The following is a 21418-nucleotide window of genomic DNA, read 5'->3' as shown; positions in this document are numbered from 1 at the left end:
TAAATGTTAGAATTCATTTAGGCATTTGTTTTATTTGCGGAACATCGTAACGAGCGTCAATGCAGGCTGCCTTTGCGCAAGCCGGAGGGCGGGCAGCCGAACCTTTTCTTGAAGGACCGTTCGAAATGCGTCAGCGTGTTAAAGCCGGAAGCGTGGCACACTTCCGTTACCGGCAGGTCGCTTGCAGCCAGCAGCGACTTGGCAAACGTCAGACGCAATTCCTGCAGGTAGCTCTGAAACGAAATGCCGCTCAGCTTGCGGAACGTATGGCTGAAATAATTGGGCGTCAGCTTCGCCTGCCGGGCGGCTTCCTCCAGCGTCAGCGCTTCCCGGAAATGATGGTGAACGTACATGAGCGCTTTTTGCATGCCGGGGTGCCCCGACCGCAGAGCCTCCCGAATACCCGAATCCGACGGCCCGCGATCCTGCCGGCACTGCCGTGCAAGCCCGACCAGCGTGCGCGCCAGCGTCGCTTTAATCATCAAGCCTCCGCCCGGCCGCGGATCGTTAAATTCTTCAAGGACACGATCAAATTCCGCCTGCATGCCGCTTGCCTCCGCAGCGTCGAACCTTGCCTGCAGCTTCAGGATACCGGGAAACAGCAGCTCGCGCAGTTCGTCCGTCAGCACTTCCTCCAGAAAAACGAGGTTCAGAATTTCCATCGTTTCTCCGGGACCAAGCTCGATTTCATGAAAGTCTGCGGGCGTCAGCAGAAACATACTGCCGGGTTCCAGCCCATGCGGCTCTCCGTTCACGATGTTGGTTCCGCGGCCCGACTGGACGAAGCACAGCTCGTAAAATTCGTGCCAATGCAGGTCGACGCGTCCGGTAACCGATTGGCGGTAAACATGAAAAGGAGCGTTCGGCGCCACATAGTGCACGCTCCGCAACCGCTCCGGTTGTTTGGGTCCCATGTTGGTCCTCCCGCTCTTCATTTAAACTTTCTTTGACTTACGTGCCTTGCAGTCCCATTATACAGGAACGAACGGGTTTCCTGCGATGTCTTGGCCGCGAGCCAGCCATATTTTGAAATTCGGATTTTTCTCGGGCAGCACCTTCAATTCCGTGGAAAAATAACGCATCGTGTAGCCGCAGCGACGATGCGGGCTCGTATTCGGGGCGGCGCCGTGAATAATCCGCGAATCGTGCAGCGAGCATTCGCCCCGTTCCAGCTCGAAGTACACTGCATTCCGGTCGTCGATCTGTTTAATTTGCGTCGAAAACAAGTTCCGTCCGCCGTCTACCGGCTCATACTCGGAAAATCCGTTCCGGTGCGTGCCGGGAATGACCCGCATGCAGCCATTGTCGCGGTTGCTGCGGTCGATGGCCAGCCAGACGGTCACGATTTTGTCATAGCCGCTGAGCCGCCCGTTCCAATACGCCGAATCTTCATGCCACGGCGTCGCCCGGCCGGTATACGCATCCTTGCATATAAAATGGCTGGACCACAGCCCGATATTCGGACCGATCAGCAGCTCCACCAAGTCCAGCACCTCGTCCGCAAGCAAAAACTTCAGCAGCCGCTCCTCGCGAAAATGCGGCGTATCCAGCTCGTCGGACAGCTTGCTCCCCTTTTGCGCCAACTGCTCCTCGAATATGGATGTCAGCTCCTCCAGCTTCTCTTTGGAAAACAGCTGCTTATGGTGAAGCAGATAGCCGTTCTCGGCATAAAACGAAACCTCTTCTTGGGTTAACAAACTCATGAGTAACCGCCTCCTGTCAGCGTTTCGGGTATATCCTGACTATAGGCCCCCAGGAGCAAAATTGGCTCATCGTTTGTTACGGAGAAGTACGCTTATCTTCCGATGGCATCATGGAAATTTTACAAAAATGAACATAAAGCTTGAAACTTTTTGAAGCTATGCTGCGTCTTAGAAGAAGTAGGTTGGCAGTTCATGGTCTTTTTTCCATGTGCGAAAAGCAAAATTCGAGGAGGATTCAAAGAAGATGAAGAAACGAACCGTAGTCTCGGCGGCTTTAGCTATGCAGCTTTTTTTATGCACCGGGGCCTTCGCTTACGAGAGCGAATTTACGAATTCCAAAGCGGCAAACGCGGATTCGCCGGCCAAAGCAAAACTGGAAGCTTATAAAGTCGGGAAGGACTTCATGACGACCAAGGTTCGCGCCGAGTGGACCAAAGAACAGCTCCAAGCGTTTCAAAGACAGGGCATTTTACGCAACATTCCTGCTCTGACCTTTCAAACGGATGCCTCCGATGCTTTGAAGCCCAAGGTCATTATGACCAATCTGCCCGGAGTCAAGGTCGATCTGAATACCGGAGGAGAAGATGCGGGAGACGAAGTCATCGTATCGATTCTGGGCGGAGACCAGTTGAATCCAGACAAATCGTACACCTTGTACACAGGATGGAGCTCCCGGGAGGGCAGCGATAAGCCGAGCCTGACCCTGCATTCGCTGCAAAGATTCGGCCAGCCCGGAGGCACGATCAACGATTTATCCGATACCAAGGATCAGCTCGCCCGCATAGAGTGGAAGCAGGTCAATGAGACGAATCCGAATTTCAAATCGGTTCCGGCCGATTTCAAAGTTACTTTCCCATCGCATGCAGATGAAAAGAACATCAAAAAAGTAAAGGGCGAATATACGAACATTTACTCCAAGGAAACGTTGGAGCAGTACCGGAAGGGCGCTACGGAGCGGGTGGGAATCTTGTCGGAGCAAAGCATATGGCCGTTTGCCGCTACCTTTAAGAAATCCACCGTCACGGATCCGAAAAAGCTGGCCGAGCTGTATAAGCTAAAAATTTCCCAGGTTTATGCAATCGGAACTACGGCGGACGGTGAGGAGTATACGGTTACCTGGTTTGGCGACGACATCAATGATTTGTCACTGCTTGAAGGGAGCCCCAAGTTCGTGAAGTTCCACATCACCGAAATCGAAGGCCGGGCCAGCGGCGATTCGCTGCAAAGCTTAAGCCTCAGCCCGAGCGTCAGTCTGGTCGATGTGGAGGATAAAGAGCGGCAGCCGACGGGGATTTACTGGCTGGACCAGCTTTCTTCCGCTTCGAAGTAACGGGCTATCATCCTAGCGAGTCCATGCAAAAAAGGGAGACACAAAGTGACTCCCGCGAATAATAGAACTGCGGGCATGCCGACAGTGTCGGTGCTGCCCTTTTTATAGTTGCTGCCACGCTACCCATTGAACCGTTCCACAACGACTTCGCCCAGCAGTCGCTTGACGTCCTCCGGCTCGACGTAGCCCGCCCGGGCCGTCAACGCGTTCGCCGTCCCGGAAGCAGTGGCCAGCCTGAGGCACTCCTCGACGGGAAGCCCTTGAGCTGTGCCGATGGCCATGCCGGCCACGTAAGCGTCCCCGCTGCCGACCGCATTCCGTGCATCGACCTTCGGGGCGTACACCCGGTAACAGACGCCATGAAATGCGGCCAATGAGCCTTGCGCTCCCATCGATACACTAATGCAAGGAATGCCGGCCTCGTTCAGCCGCAGCAAGCCTTGCATCAGCGCGTTTTCGTCCTTGATCGAATGACCGAGCCACTGGGCGACTTCGTCCTCGTTCGGCTTGATGAAGTAAGGCTTCGCTTCGGCGCCCTGCATCAACGCTTCCCCGCTCGTATCCAAAAATACGAGGGCGCCCTGCCTTTGAGCGATCCCGATCAATTCCGCATAAAAGGACTTTGGCACACCCGCCGGAAGCGAGCCGCTGAAAGCGACGACCTTCGCCCGCGCGGCAAGCAGCGCAAGCTTTTGCCGCATCGCCTCCATCTCTTGCCCGGCGATCACCGGTCCCGGCTCCAGCAGCTCCGTGGACACGCCGTCTTGATCCATGATGTTCAGACAGATGCGGGATTCGCCCTCGATCTTCACGAAGTCGTGCGCAATCCCCTGCCGCGTCAATCCGCGTTCGATAAAATCCCCGTTGCTGCCGCCGGCAAATCCGGTCGCCAGCACGGAAACGCCTTGGAGCGCGATGACGCGGGCGACATTGATGCCTTTGCCTCCCGGCTCCGCGTACACGCGGTCCACCCGGGAGACTTGACCTGCGGCCAGCGCAGGCAAATGATATGTCTTATCGATGGCCGCATTCAAGGTGACGGTAACGATCATCGGAGGTCCCCGGCTTTGCCGATGCAGCCGACCATCCGCATTTTTTCAATTGCCGCTTCTTTCACGGCCTTCTTGGCCGGAATCATATATTTGCGCGGGTCGTTCTCCTGCGGGTTGTCCGCAAACACGGCCTTGATCGCGTCGGAGAAGACGATGCGGATCTCGGTGGCGATGTTCATTTTGGCCATGCCGAGCGACACGCAGCGCTTCACCTGCTCTTCCGGAATGCCGGAGCCGCCGTGCAGCACGAGCGGCACCGAGACGATCTCGGCAATGCGCCGGATGCGGTCGAAATCGATCTTCGGCTCGCCCTTGTAAATACCGTGAGCCGTACCGATCGCAGGCGCCAGCGTGTGGACGCCGGTCCGCTCAACGAAATCGGCGCACTCCTGTGGGTCGGCCATCAGCGCTTCATGTTCGGCCACGACGATATCGTCCTCCACGCCGCCCACTTTGCCCAGCTCGGCTTCGACGTTGACGCCGGCGGCGCGCGCCACTTCGACGACTTGCTTCGTCAAACGCACGTTTTCTTCGAAAGGCAGCATCGAAGCGTCGATCATCACCGACGTGTATCCGGCCCGGATACACTGCACGATCGTCGCAAAGTCCGTACAATGGTCCAGATGAAGCGCGATCGGCACCCGGGAACGGTTGGCAGCAACTGTGGCCGCCGCCGCGATATAATCGGGACCGAGATGCTTGACCGTCCCTACCGTCGATTGAAGAATTAAAGGCGATCCGGTTTCTTCCGCGGCGTCGACGACCGCTTGCAGCATCTCCAGCGTATGCACATTGAATGCGCCGATTCCGTAGCCGCCCGCGCGGGCCGCTTCAAGCAATGAGGTAGATGATACTAATGGCATATCGATGTCATCTCGCTTCCGGCTAAATTTTGACCACTTGCGTCAGGTTGCGGGGCATATCCGGGTCCACGTTGCGTTTCATGGCCGTATAGAAGCCCAAATATTGCAGCGCCGGCAAATAAAGCACCGTGCGGGCATCGTCGCTCATCTCCGCGCCGCCGACTTCGAATACCGCATCCGCAAACGCGGTGTCTTCCCCGGCCTGCGCCGTGATGAGCAGCACGAATGCGCCGTACTCCTGCATTTCCTTAGCGACCTTCAGCTCGTAATCGCGCGCTTTCTCGGACAGCAGCAGGCAGACAAGCGTGCCCGGCTCCACAATCGACTTGGGACCGTGGCGGAACTCCAGCGTACCGTATGCTTCCGTCCAGATGTAGGACATTTCTTTGATTTTCAAGCTCGCTTCCAGCGCGATGCCGTAGTACGTGCCCATGCCAAGGTAAATGACCTTGTGAAAATCGTTCTTGTCGACCAAAGGCTTAATGCAAGCGTCGGCGGCTTTGACGACTTGATCGTCCGTTTGCGCGACCGAAGCAAGCTGCTCGAACTGATCCTGCTTGCCCGCCGCCTTGGCAATCGCCGCATGCATCAAAAACGTCATGCTGCTGAACGATTTCGTCATTACGGTGCTCGTTTCTTTCCCGAGCGGGGATACCAGGCAATCCGCCAGCTTCGCCATGCTGCTCTCTTCGTAGCAGGTAATACCCGCGACTTTCACGTTAGGGAGCGGCTTCACGGCTTCCAGCGCCAGCAGCACCTCCGTCGATTCGCCCGATCTCGATACGCCGATAACCAAATAATTGCGGTTCGGAGGAAGCGTCTGCTCGTGGAACAGGAACACCTCCGAGGAAGGATACGCCGTTGCGCTTTTGCCCAGCCACGCCCGGTAGACGGACGCCATCGCCAATGCTTGATAATAGGATGAGCCGCTGCCGATGAACACTGTCTCGTCCGTTTCCGAATCGAGGAGATGTTTTTGAACCCAGTCTCCCTGCTGCTGAAGCTGTGCAAGCGCCGCATTCAGCGCCTCCGCCTGTGCCGAAATTTCAGGATACGTATATTGACCGAATGGCTTCACAATATTACCCCTTTCGTCTTATTAATGATAATATAAATCATAATTTTGATTTTTTCAATCATTTTATTCAACATCACGAGCTTGTCAGGGAACGAAAAAAAGCCGGAGACAAGAGCCGTCGTCCGGACTGTACGGGAGCTTTGTGTCCTGCCCCGTTTTATGAGCCGTTATCCATTTTAGATTTCTTGTATGCTAGCGGTGTAATCCTCATGGACTTGCGGAACTGATCGATAAAATAGCTTGTACTATTAAATCCTACCTGATAGGCGACTTCCGTCACATTCGATTCCGCTTGCTGCAAGAGCACTAAACTTTTTTGGATGCGGTATTCCGTTACATAGCTTAACGGCGTCGTCTTCAGGATTCGCTTGAAATAGCGGCAGCATTCGGACCGGCTCAATTGCCCGGCTCTAGCGATGTCATCCAGCTTGACTTTCTCGGCATAATGGATATGAATCCATTGCAGCATTTGCTTGATTCGCTGACTCTTCTGCATTTCCGTCCGGTCGTATTCCGGCTGAAAGCCATTCCTAATGAGATTTTGCCAAATTAACGTCAACTGCACGGTGATACTGATTTCATAAAACGGCGGTTTTTGTTCCAGCAATCGATGAATGCTCAGGATGGCATCCAAACTATTTTTCCGCCAAGGCTCACCAGGATGCAAATGTAAGTATGAAAGATTGGTCGCTTGAATATAAGGATATACAAAGGTCGTATAAAGCTCTTGTGATAATACGAAATGGGGAGAAACGTTCAAACAAATGTAGACGCAGCCCGATTGATCCTTTTCTTCCGCCATGTGCAAGCAGCCGCTATTGATAAACAGCCCCTCGCCTTCCCGAACCGTGATGCGGTCCTCGTTGATTTGAAAGACCGCTTCTCCTTTTACAATCAGGACAAGCTGAATTTCTTCATGCCAATGAAGCGGGATATAACCGTGAATATTTTGATGAATCGTCGTCTCGTAGCAAGCCATCGGCAGCACGACCGTCCGGTGCTCGGTCAGCTCCTTTAGGGTTTGGTCAATTTTAAAATTTTTGATTTGCATATAGTCATCCAACCTCAAAATCCTTATATTTATTTATTCGATTCTAGTATCTTCAAAGCCCATTTTCCCCTATTATAACACTATTATTATATTTTAAGGTGGAGACTCGTTTATGGACAGATCTGCTAGAAGAAGAGGATTATTTCTTGTGATAACCGGAGCGATATTATGGGGAATCAGCGGCACCGTCGCCAAAAAGCTATTCCAATACTACGCCATTGAAGTCGATTGGCTGGTGACGACACGATTGCTCGTAGCCGGTAATTTACTGTTGGCCGTGCAATTTTTTACAAAAGACCGCTCGCAAATATTCGGTGTCTGGAAAAACCGAAGTGCGGCCTTTAAACTGGTTATTTTCGCGCTGTTCGGGACGCTTGCGGTTCAATATACGTATATGGCTTCGATCCAGCACGGCAACGCCGCCGTAGCCACGCTGCTGCAATATTTGGCGCCGGTCATGATTATTATTTATCTCATCCTGCGAAAACAGACGGTTTTCACCCGACAAGATCTAGTAACCGTTTCCCTTGCTTTAGTTGGCTGCTTTTTGTTATTAACCAACGGCTCGGTCTCTCAATTATCGGTGCCGATGCCTGCCATCGTATGGGGAGTGTTGTCGGGGGTAACGTTAGCGTTTTATACGGTATATGCGGTTCCTCTGTTGAAGCAATACGATTCGCTTGTCATTGTCGGCTGGGCGATGATCATCGGAGGCGCCGCCTTAAGCTTTATCCATCCGCCTTGGCAGGCGGATTATGCCGGCATGCCGCTGGAAGCCTATTTATACCTGGTCTTCGTGATCGTATTCGGCACTATGCTCGCCTTTTGGTTTTATATCGAAAGCTTGCAAAGTCTCTCCCCCAAAGAATCAAGCCTTGTTGGCAGTCTGGAGCCGCTGGCGGCTGTGTTAACCACAGTTCTTTGGCTGAAAGAGCCGTTTGGGTATTTTCAGTGGATCGGCACGTCTTGCATCATCGGGATGATTTTATTGGTGGCTTTGAAAAAAGCTCCTTCGAAACAGATCAACATCAACATCGGCTCATAAGCCAGCTCTCACCATTGCAAACAAACGCCGCCGTCTCTTGAGACAGCGGCGCTTGTCGCCTAACCGGCCTGACGGAAGCGTCCGGCCGTTATTTCTTCTCTTCGTCGCGGTGCGTTTCGAGCAGCGATGCGCCCGCGATCCCCGGATTCGTCATTTCGTACGGGTCCAAAATCAAGTTCAGTTCGTCTTCGCGCAGCACATCGTACAACAGGCAGAGCTCGCGGACCGAGCGGCCGGTTTCAATCGCCTCGCGAGCAATTCTCGCCACCGGCTCATAGCCCAGATGCGGGTTCAGCGCGGTAATGACGCCCACGCTCCGCTCCACATACTCTTTGCAATGGTCGATGTTCGCTTGGATGCCGTCAAGGCAGTATTTTTTGAACACCTTGAACACCTGGCTCATCATACTGAGCGATTGCAGCAGGTTGAACACCAGCACCGGCTCCATGACGTTCAGCTCAAGCTGTCCCGCTTCGGAAGCCAAGCAAATGGTATGGTCGTTGCCGATCACCTGGAACGCCACCTGGTTGACGACCTCGCACATAACCGGGTTCACTTTGCCAGGCATGATCGAGGAGCCCGGCTGACGCGCCGGCAGACTGATTTCGGACAAGCCGGTACGCGGTCCCGAAGCCATCAAGCGCAGGTCGTTCGCCACCTTCGACATATTGATCATACACACCTTCAATGCCGCAGACACTTCGGTATAGGCGTCAGTGTTCTGCGTCGCATCGACGAGGTGCTCCGCGCTGACCAGTGGGAAGCCACTGAATTCAGCCAGCAGCTCTGCCACGCGCTTAATGTAGCGCGGATCGGCGTTCAAGCCGGTGCCGACAGCCGTCGCACCCATATTGATCTCATACAAATGCTGCCGCGTCTGCGTAATCCGCTTGATGTCTCTCGCAAGCACCCGGCGGTAAGCTTCAAACTCCTGGCCGAGGCGGATCGGCACGCCATCCTGCAGGTGCGTCCGGCCCATTTTGATAACGCTGTCGAATTCCTTCGCCTTGGCCTCGAAGCCTTCATGCAGCTCGTTCATCACCTCAAGCAGCTGATCGAGCAGCGTCAGAACGGCAATATGAATCGCCGTCGGGAAAGCGTCGTTCGTCGACTGCGCCATGTTCACATGGGTATTGGGACTAAGCGTAAAGTAATTGCCCTTCTCGCCCCCGAGCAGCTCAATGCCCCGGTTGGCAATGACTTCGTTCGTGTTCATGTTGATCGACGTACCTGCCCCGCCTTGAATCGGGTCTACAATAAACTGATCGTGCCATTGCCCGGCGATGATTTCCTCAGCCGCCTGAACGATGACCTTCCCAAGGTTCGGATTCAGCTGCCCGATCTCCATATTGGCGATAGCCGCCGCTTTTTTGACCGTCGCCATGGCGACAATCAGCTCTTTATGAATCCGGTATCCGGTAATCGGAAAGTTTTCTACGGCCCTCATCGTTTGAACTCCATAATAAGCATGGACCGGTACTTCCTTCGTGCCCAAAAAGTCTTTTTCCACCCGATATTGCGCGCTGGTCATGACCTGTCTCCCCTTTATGGCTGCGATAACTTGCGATGGGATGATCTTACAAGCAATGTCATCTCCATACGTTATTGTATCTCAATTTACCAATGGTTGAAAGGGCTTGACATCGGAAAATAAAACGTTTCCATGCTTGTCCCTTCAAACTCCGCGAATCAGTTGGTCCAGTTCCTCCCGGGACGGCAGAGCGGGAATGGCTCCCTTGCGGGTCGTCGTAAGCGCGCCGGCCGCATTGCCCGAGCGGCAAACCTCGCCAAGCTCCTTTTCGGTCAGCTCGTCAGGGCGCTTGCCGTATTCCATCAAGCGGAACAGCGCGCCGGAGAAGAACGCGTCGCCCGCGCCGGTCGTATCGACGGCTTTCACCGCGAAGCCCGGTACCCGGCCCGTCCGCTCGCCCTGACGGTAAAAGCTGCCGTCCGGCCCAAGCGTTACGAACATCAGCGGAGTACCGTACCGCTCCTGCAGCTGCCGGGTACCTGCCTCCAAGTCCCGTTCGCCGGTCAGAAAATGCAGCTCTTCCTCGGAAAGCTTCAATACGTCGCTGTAAGTCATGCCTTCCAGAATGAGCGACTTCGCACGTTCCAAATCCGGCCACAGCAGCGGACGCAGATTCGGATCGAAGGAGACGAGCTTACCTTCCCGGCGGGCATAGGCAGCCGCGCGCAGTGTCGCCGTAGCCGAGGGTTCGTGGGTCATCGAGACGGAGCCGAAATGAAACAAGGCGGCTTCCCCGATCCGCTTCCAGTCGATCTCCGACTCCTGCAGCAGCATGTCCGCCCCGGGATTGCGGTAAAAGCTGAAAGAACGGTCTCCGCTGGCATCAAGGCTGACAAAGGCCAGCGTCGTACCGGCTTCGCCGGTAAATACCATGCTGCCCGTATCCACCCCGTGCTTCTCCAGCTCCCCCGTCAAAAAACGGCCGAACGCATCTTCGCCGACTTTGCCGATAAATGCCGTCCTTTTGCCCAGCTTGGTCAGCCCCGCCATCACATTGGCCGGCGCGCCGCCTGGGTTTTGCTCGTATCGCGGCAACCCTTGCTCGGACACCCCCGCAGGCGTAAAATCGATCAGCAGCTCGCCGATAGCGACGGCATCTAATCTATTCATGTCCATCCTCCGTCCATTTTATCAAATTCCGATCGGTACACGTTACCTGCGCTTTTTGCAGCCCTTTGAATCAAAGCTTTACGGCACCGCATATGTCCAAGGCAACGTTCAATCCCTATTGTAGTCGGAGGGAAATCAAGCCGTCAACGAACAATCCGCGCGCCTTAATGCGCAAACATGCTTCTTGCCTGATCCGGCGCCGGGAGCTCCGCACCGAGCAGCTTCCCCATGATGCCGACGATCGCGTCGGCTTTCACGCGGATCTCCTCCTCGGTCCGGTCAAAAAAGCCCGGATCGAACATGAACAAAATCGCCGTCAGCATAAATTCGGCCGTTTCCGCCGGATGCTCGACATGAAACATGCCTTCCTCTACGCCCTGCTCAAGGATATGCGCAATCGGCGGCACCATCTCGGAAATTTTCCGGGACACGAACCGTTGATGGATCATGGCGTTGCTCTCATGGTGCAGCACCTGCAAAAAATCCCGGTAATTCGGCAGGACGGCCGGACGTTCGAGCAGCGCCGCCACCAGCTTCCGGTCCGCGGCTACCCCGGGCTGCCCCGCAACCGAAATCACATATTCCATTTGCTCTGACAGCGTACGCTCGATCAGGGCGAAGATAACGTCGTCCTTCGTTTTGAAATAGTAATAAAACGTCCCTTGAGCGACCCCCACCTGTTTGACGATGTCGCTGACAGACGTCCGCTCGACGCCTTTATCGCCGAACAATTGCACAGCCGCGTCCAGCAGTTCGTTCCTGCGCACTTCAGGGTCCTTCGTTATTCTGGCCATAAGTCGCACTCCTTTGCTAATTGAGAGAAATGCACGCTTCTCGTTTTAGGGTAATCTCCATAATTTTATTTTACCCATTGACTGACAATCGGTCAATCAACTATAATGCGTAATGTACTTAATTGACTGGCAGTCAGTCATATGTAAAAAAGGAGTGATCTCATGAAATCCCGCATCATCTTGTATTTGATCGGCTTCAGCGCCTTTGTGGCGTCTTTGGCACAAAACTTGTACTCTCCGCTGCTGGTGGAGGTCCAACAAAAGCTGCACACGACGCAAGCAATGGTCAACCTGACTGTTACCGTATTTACCGTAGCGCTTGCAGTCATGCAGCTTGTCTTCGGTCCGCTGTCGGACCGGAAGGGCCGTAAAATCGTCCTGCTCCCGGCCGTCGCCGTCTACACGTTGGCCTCGCTCGGCTGCGCCTACGCCGGCTCGGTTGATGCGCTGCTCGCCTTCCGTCTGCTTCAAGGCATCGGTGCGGCGGCCGTTCCGGTTGTTGCGGCGGCTGTAATCGGCGATGTGTTCGAAGGAAAAGAGCGGGCCCAAGGGATGGCAACTTACCAGCTGATGCTCGGACTGTCTCCGGCCGTCGGCCCGTGGGTCGGTGGAGTGATCGGCGGCCGCTACGGCTACGGAAGCGCGTTTTTGCTGCTGGGCGCCGTATCGCTGATCCTGCTTGCGGCCAATGCTTTCCTGCTCCCCGAAACCCGGCCGAAAACAACGGCCGTGCGCAAGAGCCTCGATTGGAGCTCGTTTGTCCGCTTGGCCCGCCATCCCCGGGCGGCTGCCCTGCTGACCGTCGGATTCGTGCAGTTTTTGGTCTACTTCGTCTTTCTCGTTTACATTCCGATCATCGCCCATCACCGCTACGGCTATGAGCCGTCGCAGACGGGAACGCTGATGCTGCTCATGGCGCTCTCCTCCATGATTGGAGTCAAGGCAGGCGGATGGGTCCAAAGCCGATTCCCCGGAGAGAGCGGCTATTTATGGGGTTGCGCGGCCAACGCCGCGACGGTGCTGCTGTTCGCTTTCACCGCCGGACTGTCGCTGCCCGTGCTGGCTGCCGTGTTCTGCTTGTTCGGCCTGACGATGGGACTTACCATGTCGATGCCGGCCACGCTCCTTACGGAAATGTTCCCCGATGACCGCGCGACCGCCGTCGGCGTATACAATTTTGTCCGCTATCTTGGCATGGCGGCAGGCCCGATGCTCGGATCACTCCTGTTTATCGGAGAAAGCATTCCGCTGCTCTTCGGCGTAAGCGCCGCCTTGTATCTGGGCGGAATCGCCATAGGCGGCCGTCTCGCCGTCCGTAAAACCGGCGTAGCTTCTTCCTGAGCGCCAAAAGCAAAGAGCGTCCGACGATGCGCCGGACGCTCTTTTTTTTGCCGCTATAAGGTTTTCATAAATTGATAGATCTTGTCCTGCATTCCCGGAAGCCCTTCGTGTCCGAAGTCCGGGTAAATTTCCAGCTGCACCGGCGACGTGACCTTGTTGATCGCGGCAAATTGGGTGGAAGGCGGACAAATCGGGTCCATCAGCCCGACGCCGATCAGCAGCTCCGCCTGAATGCGGTGCGCCAAATGCTGGATATCGATGTGGCCGAGCTTGGTGAAAATCTCCTCTTCCCGTTTATGCTGCGGATCAAAATGGCGGAAATACGTGTGTAGCTCGGCATAGGCGTCTTTGGCCAAATCCATCTCCCACACCCGCTTGTAGTCGCTCAGGAACGGATAGACCGGCGCGGCCTTGCGAATCCGCGGCTCCAGCGCCGCGCAGGCCATCGTCAAAGCGCCTCCCTGCGACCAGCCTGCCGCCCCTACCCGGTTCTCATCCACCTCCGGAAAGCTCATCACAATGGAAGCCAACTGCGCCGTATCCAGGAAAATATGGCGGAACAGCAAGTTGTCCGGCTCCCCGTCCAAGCCGCGGATAAAATGGCCGTGGTGCGTCGTTCCCTTCACCCCGCCCGTATCCTCCGACAAGCCGCCTTGACCGCGTACGTCCATGGCTGCCACGGAAAAGCCCAGCGCCGCATACTGCAGCTTATCCTGCCAATCGCCGGAATTTCCCGTATATCCGTGGAATTGGAGCAAGGCCGGATGCGGACCGTCGGTTCGGGTCGGTCGCACATACTTGGCGTGAATCCGCGCACCCCGGACGCCGGTAAAGTACAAGTCGAAGCATTCCGCGAACGGCGTCGTGAACTCCGACGGCACCAGCTCGACCTGGGGATCGGTCGCCCGCATTTCCTGCAGCGCCGCTTCCCAGTATTCGTCCAGGTCGGCAGGACGTGGGTTGCGTCCGTGGTACGTTTTCAGTTGATCCAGCGGCATATCCAACAGCGGCATCGTCTCATCATCCTTTTTTTGCAAAGTGTGGAATTTATTCTTCTTCTCAATTTGAGCCTCCAATACGGCTAAAGCCGTGGGATTCTTAGCTAGTTAACGCACGCAGGCCATTTCTGTTTTGTGCAGACTGCGAAGTTAAGAGCTAGCTCATTAGCTCATCCTAGATCAGAGCGTATAGCTATCTAGGCTGACAGACTGTTACCATCTATCACAGGTTGGCGCATGATATTGATGGCTCCAACTCTGTCGCGGTGTGCGCGATACCCGCATGAACATTGATACGTTCGGTCCATTGCCTTGTTCCGTTTCTCGCAGTTTGGACACGTTTGGGAGGTGTAGGCAGGATTGACTTCGATGATGTTGATCCCGGCCAATGCCGCTTTGTATGCGATAAACATTTGCAATTGGTAGAACGTCCAGTTATGCAAGTTTTTAGCGTTTTTACGACTTGTTCTTGTCGTTTGGCGAATGTTCGTCAGCTTTTCCATCTTGATGACCGATACTTGTTCTTCGATCGCCATGTTCACGATCTTACGGCTGATTTTGTGGTTTTGGTCTTTGATGTAGCGATGTTCTTTATTTTCTTGCTTACGGATCGCAGACAATTTCTTTAACTTGCCCATCGTTCTTCTGCGCTCTTTGTATTTGCGCGTATATACTTGTTCTGTATGCCGTTACCAACAAATTTCGTCTTACCTGTTGAGGTGACAACAACGGCAGGGATTTTTAAACCCAAGTCAATTCCCATCGCGACATCGCCGGTTGCTTGTTCTGTCTTTCTTTCAACAGAAATTTGTACATACCACTTGCCCGACTTCTCAACCACTTTTAAGAGGCCAAGCTTGCCGCTGGATAACAAAAGTTGTTCGCGTTCCGTTACACGAACCGGAATCTTGAGCCGCTGTACGTTTCCGTTCAACATAACAGGAAATGCAACGCTATGGTCCCCAAGTGAATAGTTCTGGTTATTTACGTAGTAGACTCTGCGCTTTAGAACCGGACGTTTTCCTTGCTTTTTCGTCTTTTTATGAATGCTTCGTGCATCTCGAATAGCTTGGTTCTTTACTGCGGATGGAAGTTTGGCATCGACATCCTTGGAGGTGAGCTTTGGAAATGTGCCCGATGCTTCCGCTTGTTCGGTTAGGAGATTGACCGTTTTGATGTATTCGCCCCCCATCTCCTTCAGCAGGGAAACATTGTTTGGGAATATTCGAATTTGAACGGTTACGGTTTGCATGGCTTCACCCCCTTGTCTTTTGTTCTTCCACATAACGTTTGATGGTTTCACTCGAAACATTCTCTGCCGTGCTGACAAAATAGGAACGTGTCCAAAGGCTTGGCAGATGCTTCAAGTGCTTAAATTCTTGACGCAAAAATCGCGAGGTCGCACCTTTCAATTTTGCCATAATGTCCGCTGGAGAATCCGTTGGTTGCACGTTTAAGACTAGATGCACATGATCGGGCATGACTTCCATCGCAATCATAAGCCAATCGTTTTCCTGGCACAGTTCTTGCACAAGCTCTTTAAATCGCGCTTCTACTTGACTCACAAGTACCTTTCTTCGGTATCGCGGGCAAAACACAAAATGATAGTTGATGAGTGATACGGTTGTTGTCGTTCTTCTATATTCTTCTCTCATACGCCGATTGTATCAGTCTAAATATGAAACTGCAACAACATGAAAGCATGTAGGACAATTAAGATGTCTAAAGATAGCCCTTGTCCTAAGCCGATTCATCCCATGCCTAAAGGCAAGGGCTTTCTCACCTAAGGTCTGTAATTCAGGACAGCCGGAATCTCAAGTCTCAACTTGGACTCTATCCTGTCTTTTTTTGATCCCCCGGCATGATCGATTATAATCGTTTTCTCCCGTTGACAGTACGAGCCGCCCAATGGTACAGTGACATTTGTAGATTATTTCCAAAGAAAGGATGGCTGCCATATGTTGCTCGCCAGAGACCGAAAATTTCGCGCACATCTTCAGTACAACCGGATTGTTCGGTGCAGCCACTCCGCGCTGGAATCGTGACGGCTCGTTCGCCGTTTCGCGAATTTCTTCCGTACACGCGGCGCATGGTTACGCACCCTCGTAATCGTGCGCCTTTTTTATCGGTCCGCAGCAGTTAGAACCCGCGTATGGTGTTTGTTGCGAACAGATAAGCATCCTTGGATACGGATGCGTTAAGGCATATCGCTTACGAGCGGTATGCCTTTTTTGGCGTCGTTTTCCAAGCGCTGCCGCATAACCATTTTTTAGAGAACCGGAAAGGAGTACGCTCGCATGTTTATCGTATTGAAAAAGCTGCGCTGGTTTTTCGCCATGCACTGGAAACGATACAGTTCCGCGATCCTGCTGCTGCTGATCGCCGGAATTCTGGAGGTCATTCCCCCGAAACTGATCGGCTATTCGATCGACGGCATTCACCAAGGGACGCTGACCGACGCGCAGTTTTATCAGGTGCTTGGCTTTTGGGCCGCCGCGGCTCTGTTGTGTTACGCGATTACTTACGTCTGGATGTATCAGCTGTTCGGTGGCGCCTTCGTGCTGGAGCGTCTGCTCCGCTCGCGTCTGATGCGCCACTTCGCCAAAATGACGCCGACGTTCTACGAACGAAACCGGACGGGCGATTTGATGGCCCGGGCGACGAACGATCTGCACGCCGTCTCGGCGACCGCAGGCTTCGGGATTTTGACGCTGATCGACTCCAGCCTGTACATGCTGACGATCTTGACAATGATGGCGGCGTTTATCAGCTGGAAGCTGACGCTCGCTTCCCTGCTGCCCCTGCCGATTATGGCGCTACTGATGGGCAGGTTCGGCAAGCGGATTCACGAGCGCTTCACGAGCGCGCAGGACGCGTTCGGCCAGTTGAACGACCAGGTGCTGGAGACGATCGGCGGCGTTCGGGTCATCCGCGCGTTCGTCCAGGAGAAGGCCAGCGAGGAACGATTCCACCGCACTTCGGACGACGTGTTCCGCAAAAACATCGCCGTCGCCCGCGTCGACGCGCTGTTCGATCCGACGGTGAAAATTTTGGTCGGCATCAGCTATTTGATCGGGTTATGCTACGGCGCTTATCTGGTGTTCCATAACGAAATTACGCTCGGCGAGCTGGTTTCGTTCAACGTATTCCTCGGCATGCTGATTTGGCCGATGTTCGCGATCGGCGAGCTCATCAACCTCATGCAGCGGGGCAACGCTTCGCTGGACCGGGTCAACGAAACGCTCGCCTACGAGCCGGATGTGGAAGGCCCGGCGAATCCCGTGCCGGTCGACGTGCCGGAAAGCATCGTGTTCGACCGCGTGACGTTCCGCTATCCTACTTCGCCTATCGATAATCTCGTCGATATCTCGTTCCGGCTGGATCGCGGTCAGACGCTCGGGATCGTAGGCCGGACGGGAAGCGGCAAAACGACGCTGCTCAAGCAGCTTCTACGCGAATACCCTTCCGGCCAGGGAGCGGTCCGGCTGTCGGGCGTGCCTGCGGACCAGATCGATCCCGACACGCTCCAGGGCTGGATCGGCTATGTGCCGCAACAGCCGATTCTGTTCTCGCGGTCGATCCGCGAAAATATTACGTTCGGCCGCAGCCATGCGGACGAATCGGAAGTACAGCAGGCGCTGGAGCTGGCCTCGTTCGCCAAGGACGTGCACTTCCTGCCCGAAGGTCTGGAGACGCTGGTCGGCGAGAAGGGCGTCGCCTTATCCGGCGGTCAGAAGCAGCGCGTGTCCATCGCCCGCGCCTTGATCGTCGATCCCGAAATTCTCATGCTCGACGATGCGCTGTCGGCTGTCGACGCCAAGACGGAGGCGGAAATCATCGCGGGTATTCGCCGGGAACGCGCCGGCAAGACGACGCTGATCGTCACCCACCGGCTGTCCGCCGTCCAGCATGCCGATTGGATCGTCGTGCTGGACGAAGGCCGGATCGCGGAAGAAGGCACCCACGAGCAGCTGCTTCTGGCCGGAGGCTGGTACAAGGAGCAGTACGACCGGCAGCAGCTCGAAGCGAACATCGGGGCGTAACCCCTTCCCCGTTCAAAATATGCTTGGTGGACGGCATCACAAACTGTCCGCACGGCGGAAACGAAGGTGATTTCTCATGAAACAAACCGGTATCCGGTTATACCGCTACGCGGCGTTGTTCAAGCGGCCGATCCTCATTGCGCTCGTCCTGCTGACCGCAGCCGTCTGCGCGGAGCTGGCCGGGCCGCTTGTCGCCAGACAAATGATCGACCGCCATATTCTCGGCGTGGAATATCCATGGTATGAAGCCGCCGCAGGAGGCAAAGACACCGTCGTCTATGACGGCAAAACGTACAAACGGCAAGACCGCTGGGAAGAAGGCGAAACGAAGGGACGCGAGGTCCGCGTGCTGCAGGTCGGACGCAGCTACTATTTCGTCGACGGCCCGCTCCGCTTCGACGGCCAACGCAGTGTGCAAGGGAACGAACTGACGGTAGTCAGCGATGGCGGGCAGGCCGTCTATCCGGTGCGGGAGCTGACGACGCCGCAGCTCTATGCCTTTTACGAACCGGAATTCGGACGGCTCGTCGTGCTGGCGGCCTGTTATTTCGGCCTGATCGCGCTGAGTGCCCTGTTCGCTTACGGGGAGAAATACCTGCTGCAGACGTCCGCCAACCGGATCATTCAGACGATCCGCAAAGACGTGTTTGCTCAGGTCGGACGGCTGCCCGTCCAATATTTCGATAACCTGCCCGCAGGCAAAGTCGTCTCGCGCATTACGAACGATACGGAATCGATCCGCGAGTTGTACGTCAACGTGCTGGCGAACTTTTTCTCCGGTATCGTCTATATGGCGGCCATTCTCGGCGCACTGTTCTTTCTCGACGTGAGACTTGCTCTGATCGCGCTGCCCCTGGTACCGATCCTCTACGTGTGGATCGTCGTGTACCGCCGTTTCGCTTCCAAATACAACCATGCGATCCGGTCCAGACTTAGCGACATCAATGGGATGATCAACGAATCGATTCAAGGCATGCCGATCATCCGGGCGTTCCGCCGGCAGAAGGAGACGCTGGAAGAGTTCGAGCAGCTCAACGAGCAGCATTTTACGAACCAAAACAAGCTGCTCAGCTTAAATGCGATTACCTCGCACAACCTGGTGGGCGTCGTCCGGAACGTTATTTTTCTTACCGTCATCTGGATGTTCGGGGGCGGCTGGCTCGGTACGCTCGTCACGGTCGGGGTGCTGTACGCCTTCGTGGATTACATGAACCGGATGTTCCAGCCGATCGTCGGCATCGTGAACCAGCTCAGCAATCTGGAAACGGCCCTCGTATCGGCGGAGCGCGTGTTCGAGCTGCTGGACGAGAAAGGCACCGAGGTGGCCGAAGGCAAGCTGGAGCGCTACAAAGGAAACGTCGCCTTCGAAAACGTCTCGTTCGCCTACAAGCCCGGCGAGGACGTGCTCAAACACATTACGTTCCACGCCCGCTCGGGCGAGACTGTCGCGCTCGTAGGCCATACCGGCTCCGGCAAAAGCTCGATCCTGAACCTGCTGTTCCGGTTCTACGAGGTCCGGGAAGGACGGATTCTGATCGACGGCCGGGATATCCGGGATATTCCGCAGCAGCTGCTCCGCCAGCATATGGGGATCGTGCTGCAGGACCCGTTCCTGTTCACCGGTACGATCGCCTCGAACGTCAGTCTGGACGATCCTTCCATTACACGGGAACAGGTGGAGCGGGCGCTTCGCGATGTCGGAGCGTACGAAATGTTCGCCGCCCTGCCCGGAGGCATCGACGAGCCCGTCATCGAGAAAGGCAGCACGCTTTCGGCCGGTCAGCGGCAGCTTGTTTCGTTCGCCCGGGCGCTGGCGTTCGACCCGGCGATTCTTATCCTGGACGAAGCTACCGCCAGCATCGATACGGAAACGGAAGCCGTCATCCAAGCGGCACTGGAGGTGCTGAAAAAAGGCCGGACCACCTTCATCATCGCGCACCGGCTGTCGACCATCAAAGCCGCGGATCAGATCCTTGTCCTCGACCGGGGCGAAATTAAGGAAAGCGGGACGCACGACGAGCTGATGCGGCTGGGTGGCAGGTATTACCAAATGTACCGACTGCAATCGGGGGAGCTGTCGGCGGAGGAAGCTTCCGAAACCAGGACCTCCGAAGGAGAAGTTCAGGGGCCGGCTATGGTATAATATGGTCATCACGCGCCAGGGAGGTACGATATGTCCGTCATCTTTATCTTGATCCTTGTTGTCATCGTTGTACTGATCGTTGCCTCTTCTTCCAAATCGGGAAAAACGAACCGGCGGCGTCCGGGGCCGGTCCGCAGGACGAAGCTTCCTGCGCGAACCCCGGCGAAGCCGGATTACCGGAGCGAGCCGCTGCCGGCCGGACTCGGACTTCAGCCCGGCGTCCCGCTGAAGCCGGCTGCAGACCGGCTGGAGCAAGCGCTGCAAACGGAGTACGGTGACCGGCTGCGAAAGCGGGTGCTCGGCAAGTATCCTTCCATGAGCGAGGCCGAATACGAATGGAAGCTGCTGGAGCTGAAACGATACTTTTTGATGACCGCCGTACTGAAAGAAGTGCCGATGTTCAGCGAAGCGGTCGACGACATTTGGCACGAGATGCTGATGTTTACCCGGGAGTACCAGCGCTTCGGGGAAACGCTGCTCGGCGCGACGATTCACCATGCACCGCATACGAGCGGTACGCCGGACCCGGGCGGGCGCGCCTGGTTCGATTGGGTATACGCCCACTTGTTTACGTCCACGCCGTTTACGGGGCAAATCTGGGGAAGCTTTTTCCGCTATCCGCTCGATCGGCAGCGGATCGACCGGCTGAGCTCGGAGAGCGAGGAAGAACTTGAGCAGCTTTGGTTCAACCGGAAAGCGGCGGCCCAATTCCCTGAAATCGGGCAAACGGTCCTGTGGTTAATCGAGCAAGCGAAAGATCAGCTGCGGCAGGCTGCGGTTAATCCGACCTACGCGGAGCGGCCTTCCGAATCGCACGGCCCTTCCTTGATGCCGTACTTGGCCGGCGCCATGCTGTTCTACTCGGTAACGGAATTTACCGGCTTCGACGAACAGATGCAGGAGCTGCTGACCGAAGAGGAAGCCAAACGCGACGCGGGACAGCAATCGGGAGCTTCATCCTCCTGCGCCTCCAGCGGCTGCGGCACCGGCGGCTGGTCCGACGACAGCGGCAACGATGGCGGCTCGTCCGGAAGCTGCTCGTCTTCGAGCTGTTCGTCCTCTAGCTGCTCGTCCTCCTCAAGCTGCTCCTCTTCGTCGAGCTGCTCTTCCGGATGCGGCGGCGGAGGCGACTGATCTATAGACTATTTTTATAACGGAAAAAGCCAAGAGGCTGTCCCAAAAGTAACTATTTTAGAATCTGCGGGACAGTCTCAGATGGTAAAAAGGGTGAATAGTTGAATGAAAAGGAGCTAGGCAGCTTGTTTGGGCCTAGCTTCTTTCTTTTTGGCGTCTATTGCTGCTTTCTTCAGCAGGTTATGGGCAAGCGAAAGCCACT

Annotated in this window: 17 protein-coding genes and 1 pseudogene; 6 read left to right on the top strand and 12 right to left on the bottom strand. The window is 55.3% G+C overall.

Annotation, left to right across the window (positions count from 1 at the left end):
• Nucleotides 1-56 precede the first annotated feature (56 nt).
• Nucleotides 57-914, bottom strand: a complete 858-nt coding sequence (locus NI000_RS17335; RefSeq protein ID WP_253412664.1) for an AraC family transcriptional regulator — start codon at nucleotides 912-914, stop codon at nucleotides 57-59.
• Nucleotides 915-971: 57 nt separating this feature from the next.
• Nucleotides 972-1703: a phytanoyl-CoA dioxygenase family protein gene (locus NI000_RS17330; protein ID WP_253412662.1), complete on the bottom strand. Its 732-nt coding sequence runs from the start codon at nucleotides 1701-1703 to the stop codon at nucleotides 972-974.
• A gap of 244 nt (nucleotides 1704-1947) precedes the next feature.
• On the opposite strand from NI000_RS17330, the gene NI000_RS17325 reads away from it, so the two are divergent.
• On the top strand, nucleotides 1948-3033 hold the full coding sequence (locus NI000_RS17325; RefSeq protein ID WP_253412660.1) for a hypothetical protein: 1086 nt from the start codon (nucleotides 1948-1950) through the stop codon (nucleotides 3031-3033).
• 119 nt (nucleotides 3034-3152) lie between these two features.
• Here the strand turns inward: NI000_RS17325 and pfkB are convergent, their stop codons facing one another.
• The 4 genes from pfkB to NI000_RS17305 all read right to left on the bottom strand — a co-directional run bounded on the left by pfkB (nucleotide 3153) and on the right by NI000_RS17305 (nucleotide 7077).
• Nucleotides 3153-4085 carry a 1-phosphofructokinase gene (gene pfkB, locus NI000_RS17320; protein ID WP_253412658.1) on the bottom strand — a complete coding sequence of 311 codons (933 nt, stop codon included), beginning with the start codon at nucleotides 4083-4085 and terminating at the stop codon, nucleotides 3153-3155.
• Nucleotides 4082-4948, bottom strand: a complete 867-nt coding sequence (fba, locus tag NI000_RS17315) for a class II fructose-1,6-bisphosphate aldolase (protein WP_253412656.1) — start codon at nucleotides 4946-4948, stop codon at nucleotides 4082-4084. Before fba ends, pfkB begins: the two co-directional genes overlap by 4 nt.
• A 22-nt stretch (nucleotides 4949-4970) precedes the next feature.
• A complete protein-coding gene (locus NI000_RS17310) occupies nucleotides 4971-6026 on the bottom strand; it encodes an SIS domain-containing protein (RefSeq protein WP_253412654.1) in 1056 nt (351 codons plus the stop codon).
• Between the two features lie 157 nt (nucleotides 6027-6183).
• Nucleotides 6184-7077, bottom strand: coding sequence for an AraC family transcriptional regulator (locus NI000_RS17305; protein ID WP_253412651.1), 894 nt, complete (start codon nucleotides 7075-7077; stop codon nucleotides 6184-6186).
• Between the two features lie 112 nt (nucleotides 7078-7189).
• Between NI000_RS17305 and NI000_RS17300 the strand changes: the two genes are divergently transcribed.
• Nucleotides 7190-8122 carry a DMT family transporter gene (locus NI000_RS17300; protein ID WP_253412649.1) on the top strand — a complete coding sequence of 311 codons (933 nt, stop codon included), beginning with the start codon at nucleotides 7190-7192 and terminating at the stop codon, nucleotides 8120-8122.
• 88 nt (nucleotides 8123-8210) lie between these two features.
• On the opposite strand, the gene aspA is transcribed toward NI000_RS17300, so the two are convergent.
• The 3 genes from aspA to NI000_RS17285 form a co-directional block, all read right to left on the bottom strand.
• Complete coding sequence (gene aspA, locus NI000_RS17295; RefSeq protein ID WP_253412647.1) at nucleotides 8211-9653, bottom strand: aspartate ammonia-lyase; 1443 nt, start codon at nucleotides 9651-9653, stop codon at nucleotides 8211-8213.
• A gap of 144 nt (nucleotides 9654-9797) precedes the next feature.
• Nucleotides 9798-10763, bottom strand: coding sequence for a carbohydrate kinase family protein (locus NI000_RS17290; protein WP_253412645.1), 966 nt, complete (start codon nucleotides 10761-10763; stop codon nucleotides 9798-9800).
• A gap of 164 nt (nucleotides 10764-10927) precedes the next feature.
• Nucleotides 10928-11557 carry a TetR/AcrR family transcriptional regulator gene (locus NI000_RS17285; RefSeq protein ID WP_253412644.1) on the bottom strand — a complete coding sequence of 210 codons (630 nt, stop codon included), beginning with the start codon at nucleotides 11555-11557 and terminating at the stop codon, nucleotides 10928-10930.
• Between the two features lie 162 nt (nucleotides 11558-11719).
• Here NI000_RS17285 and NI000_RS17280 point away from each other — a divergent pair, with 162 nt between their 5' ends.
• Nucleotides 11720-12898 (top strand): MFS transporter, encoded by a 1179-nt coding sequence (locus NI000_RS17280; protein ID WP_253412642.1) that lies wholly within the window; start codon nucleotides 11720-11722, stop codon nucleotides 12896-12898.
• Between the two features lie 53 nt (nucleotides 12899-12951).
• Here the strand turns inward: NI000_RS17280 and NI000_RS17275 are convergent, their stop codons facing one another.
• The 3 genes and pseudogenes from NI000_RS17275 to tnpA all read right to left on the bottom strand — a co-directional run bounded on the left by NI000_RS17275 (nucleotide 12952) and on the right by tnpA (nucleotide 15551).
• On the bottom strand, nucleotides 12952-13911 hold the full coding sequence (locus NI000_RS17275) for an acetylxylan esterase (protein ID WP_253412641.1): 960 nt from the start codon (nucleotides 13909-13911) through the stop codon (nucleotides 12952-12954).
• A 182-nt stretch (nucleotides 13912-14093) separates the two neighbouring features.
• Nucleotides 14094-15148 (bottom strand): annotated as a pseudogene (locus NI000_RS17270) (RNA-guided endonuclease InsQ/TnpB family protein).
• Between the two features lie 4 nt (nucleotides 15149-15152).
• A complete protein-coding gene (tnpA, locus tag NI000_RS17265; protein ID WP_253412639.1) occupies nucleotides 15153-15551 on the bottom strand; it encodes an IS200/IS605 family transposase in 399 nt (132 codons plus the stop codon).
• 642 nt (nucleotides 15552-16193) lie between these two features.
• On the opposite strand from tnpA, the gene NI000_RS17260 reads away from it, so the two are divergent.
• From NI000_RS17260 to NI000_RS17250, 3 genes are all read left to right on the top strand, one after another.
• Complete coding sequence (locus NI000_RS17260; protein ID WP_253412637.1) at nucleotides 16194-17939, top strand: ABC transporter ATP-binding protein; 1746 nt, start codon at nucleotides 16194-16196, stop codon at nucleotides 17937-17939.
• Between the two features lie 76 nt (nucleotides 17940-18015).
• Nucleotides 18016-20082, top strand: coding sequence for an ABC transporter ATP-binding protein (locus NI000_RS17255; protein ID WP_253412635.1), 2067 nt, complete (start codon nucleotides 18016-18018; stop codon nucleotides 20080-20082).
• A 30-nt stretch (nucleotides 20083-20112) separates the two neighbouring features.
• A complete protein-coding gene (locus NI000_RS17250; protein WP_253412633.1) occupies nucleotides 20113-21216 on the top strand; it encodes a hypothetical protein in 1104 nt (367 codons plus the stop codon).
• The last annotated feature ends 202 nt before the right edge of the window (nucleotides 21217-21418 follow it).

Origin of the sequence: Paenibacillus tyrphae (assembly GCF_024158745.1) — a bacterium.
GTDB lineage: Bacteria > Bacillota > Bacilli > Paenibacillales > NBRC-103111 > Paenibacillus_G > Paenibacillus_G tyrfis_A.
The sequence above is the reverse complement of the archived record's forward strand: the minus strand, read 5'-3'. Positions and strand labels throughout refer to the sequence as shown.

Coding starts and splice junctions, on each gene's coding strand:
- NI000_RS17300 (WP_253412649.1), top strand. CDS start 7,190: ATGGACAGATCTGCTAGAAGAAGAGGATTATTTCTTGTGATAACCGGA.
- NI000_RS17330 (WP_253412662.1), bottom strand. CDS start 1,703: ATGAGTTTGTTAACCCAAGAAGAGGTTTCGTTTTATGCCGAGAACGGC.
- NI000_RS17260 (WP_253412637.1), top strand. CDS start 16,194: ATGTTTATCGTATTGAAAAAGCTGCGCTGGTTTTTCGCCATGCACTGG.
- NI000_RS17305 (WP_253412651.1), bottom strand. CDS start 7,077: ATGCAAATCAAAAATTTTAAAATTGACCAAACCCTAAAGGAGCTGACC.
- NI000_RS17290 (WP_253412645.1), bottom strand. CDS start 10,763: ATGAATAGATTAGATGCCGTCGCTATCGGCGAGCTGCTGATCGATTTT.
- aspA (WP_253412647.1), bottom strand. CDS start 9,653: ATGACCAGCGCGCAATATCGGGTGGAAAAAGACTTTTTGGGCACGAAG.
- pfkB (WP_253412658.1), bottom strand. CDS start 4,085: ATGATCGTTACCGTCACCTTGAATGCGGCCATCGATAAGACATATCAT.
- tnpA (WP_253412639.1), bottom strand. CDS start 15,551: ATGAGAGAAGAATATAGAAGAACGACAACAACCGTATCACTCATCAAC.
- fba (WP_253412656.1), bottom strand. CDS start 4,948: ATGCCATTAGTATCATCTACCTCATTGCTTGAAGCGGCCCGCGCGGGC.
- NI000_RS17325 (WP_253412660.1), top strand. CDS start 1,948: ATGAAGAAACGAACCGTAGTCTCGGCGGCTTTAGCTATGCAGCTTTTT.
- NI000_RS17275 (WP_253412641.1), bottom strand. CDS start 13,911: ATGCCGCTGTTGGATATGCCGCTGGATCAACTGAAAACGTACCACGGA.
- NI000_RS17335 (WP_253412664.1), bottom strand. CDS start 914: ATGGGACCCAAACAACCGGAGCGGTTGCGGAGCGTGCACTATGTGGCG.
- NI000_RS17285 (WP_253412644.1), bottom strand. CDS start 11,557: ATGGCCAGAATAACGAAGGACCCTGAAGTGCGCAGGAACGAACTGCTG.
- NI000_RS17255 (WP_253412635.1), top strand. CDS start 18,016: ATGAAACAAACCGGTATCCGGTTATACCGCTACGCGGCGTTGTTCAAG.
- NI000_RS17280 (WP_253412642.1), top strand. CDS start 11,720: ATGAAATCCCGCATCATCTTGTATTTGATCGGCTTCAGCGCCTTTGTG.
- NI000_RS17250 (WP_253412633.1), top strand. CDS start 20,113: ATGTCCGTCATCTTTATCTTGATCCTTGTTGTCATCGTTGTACTGATC.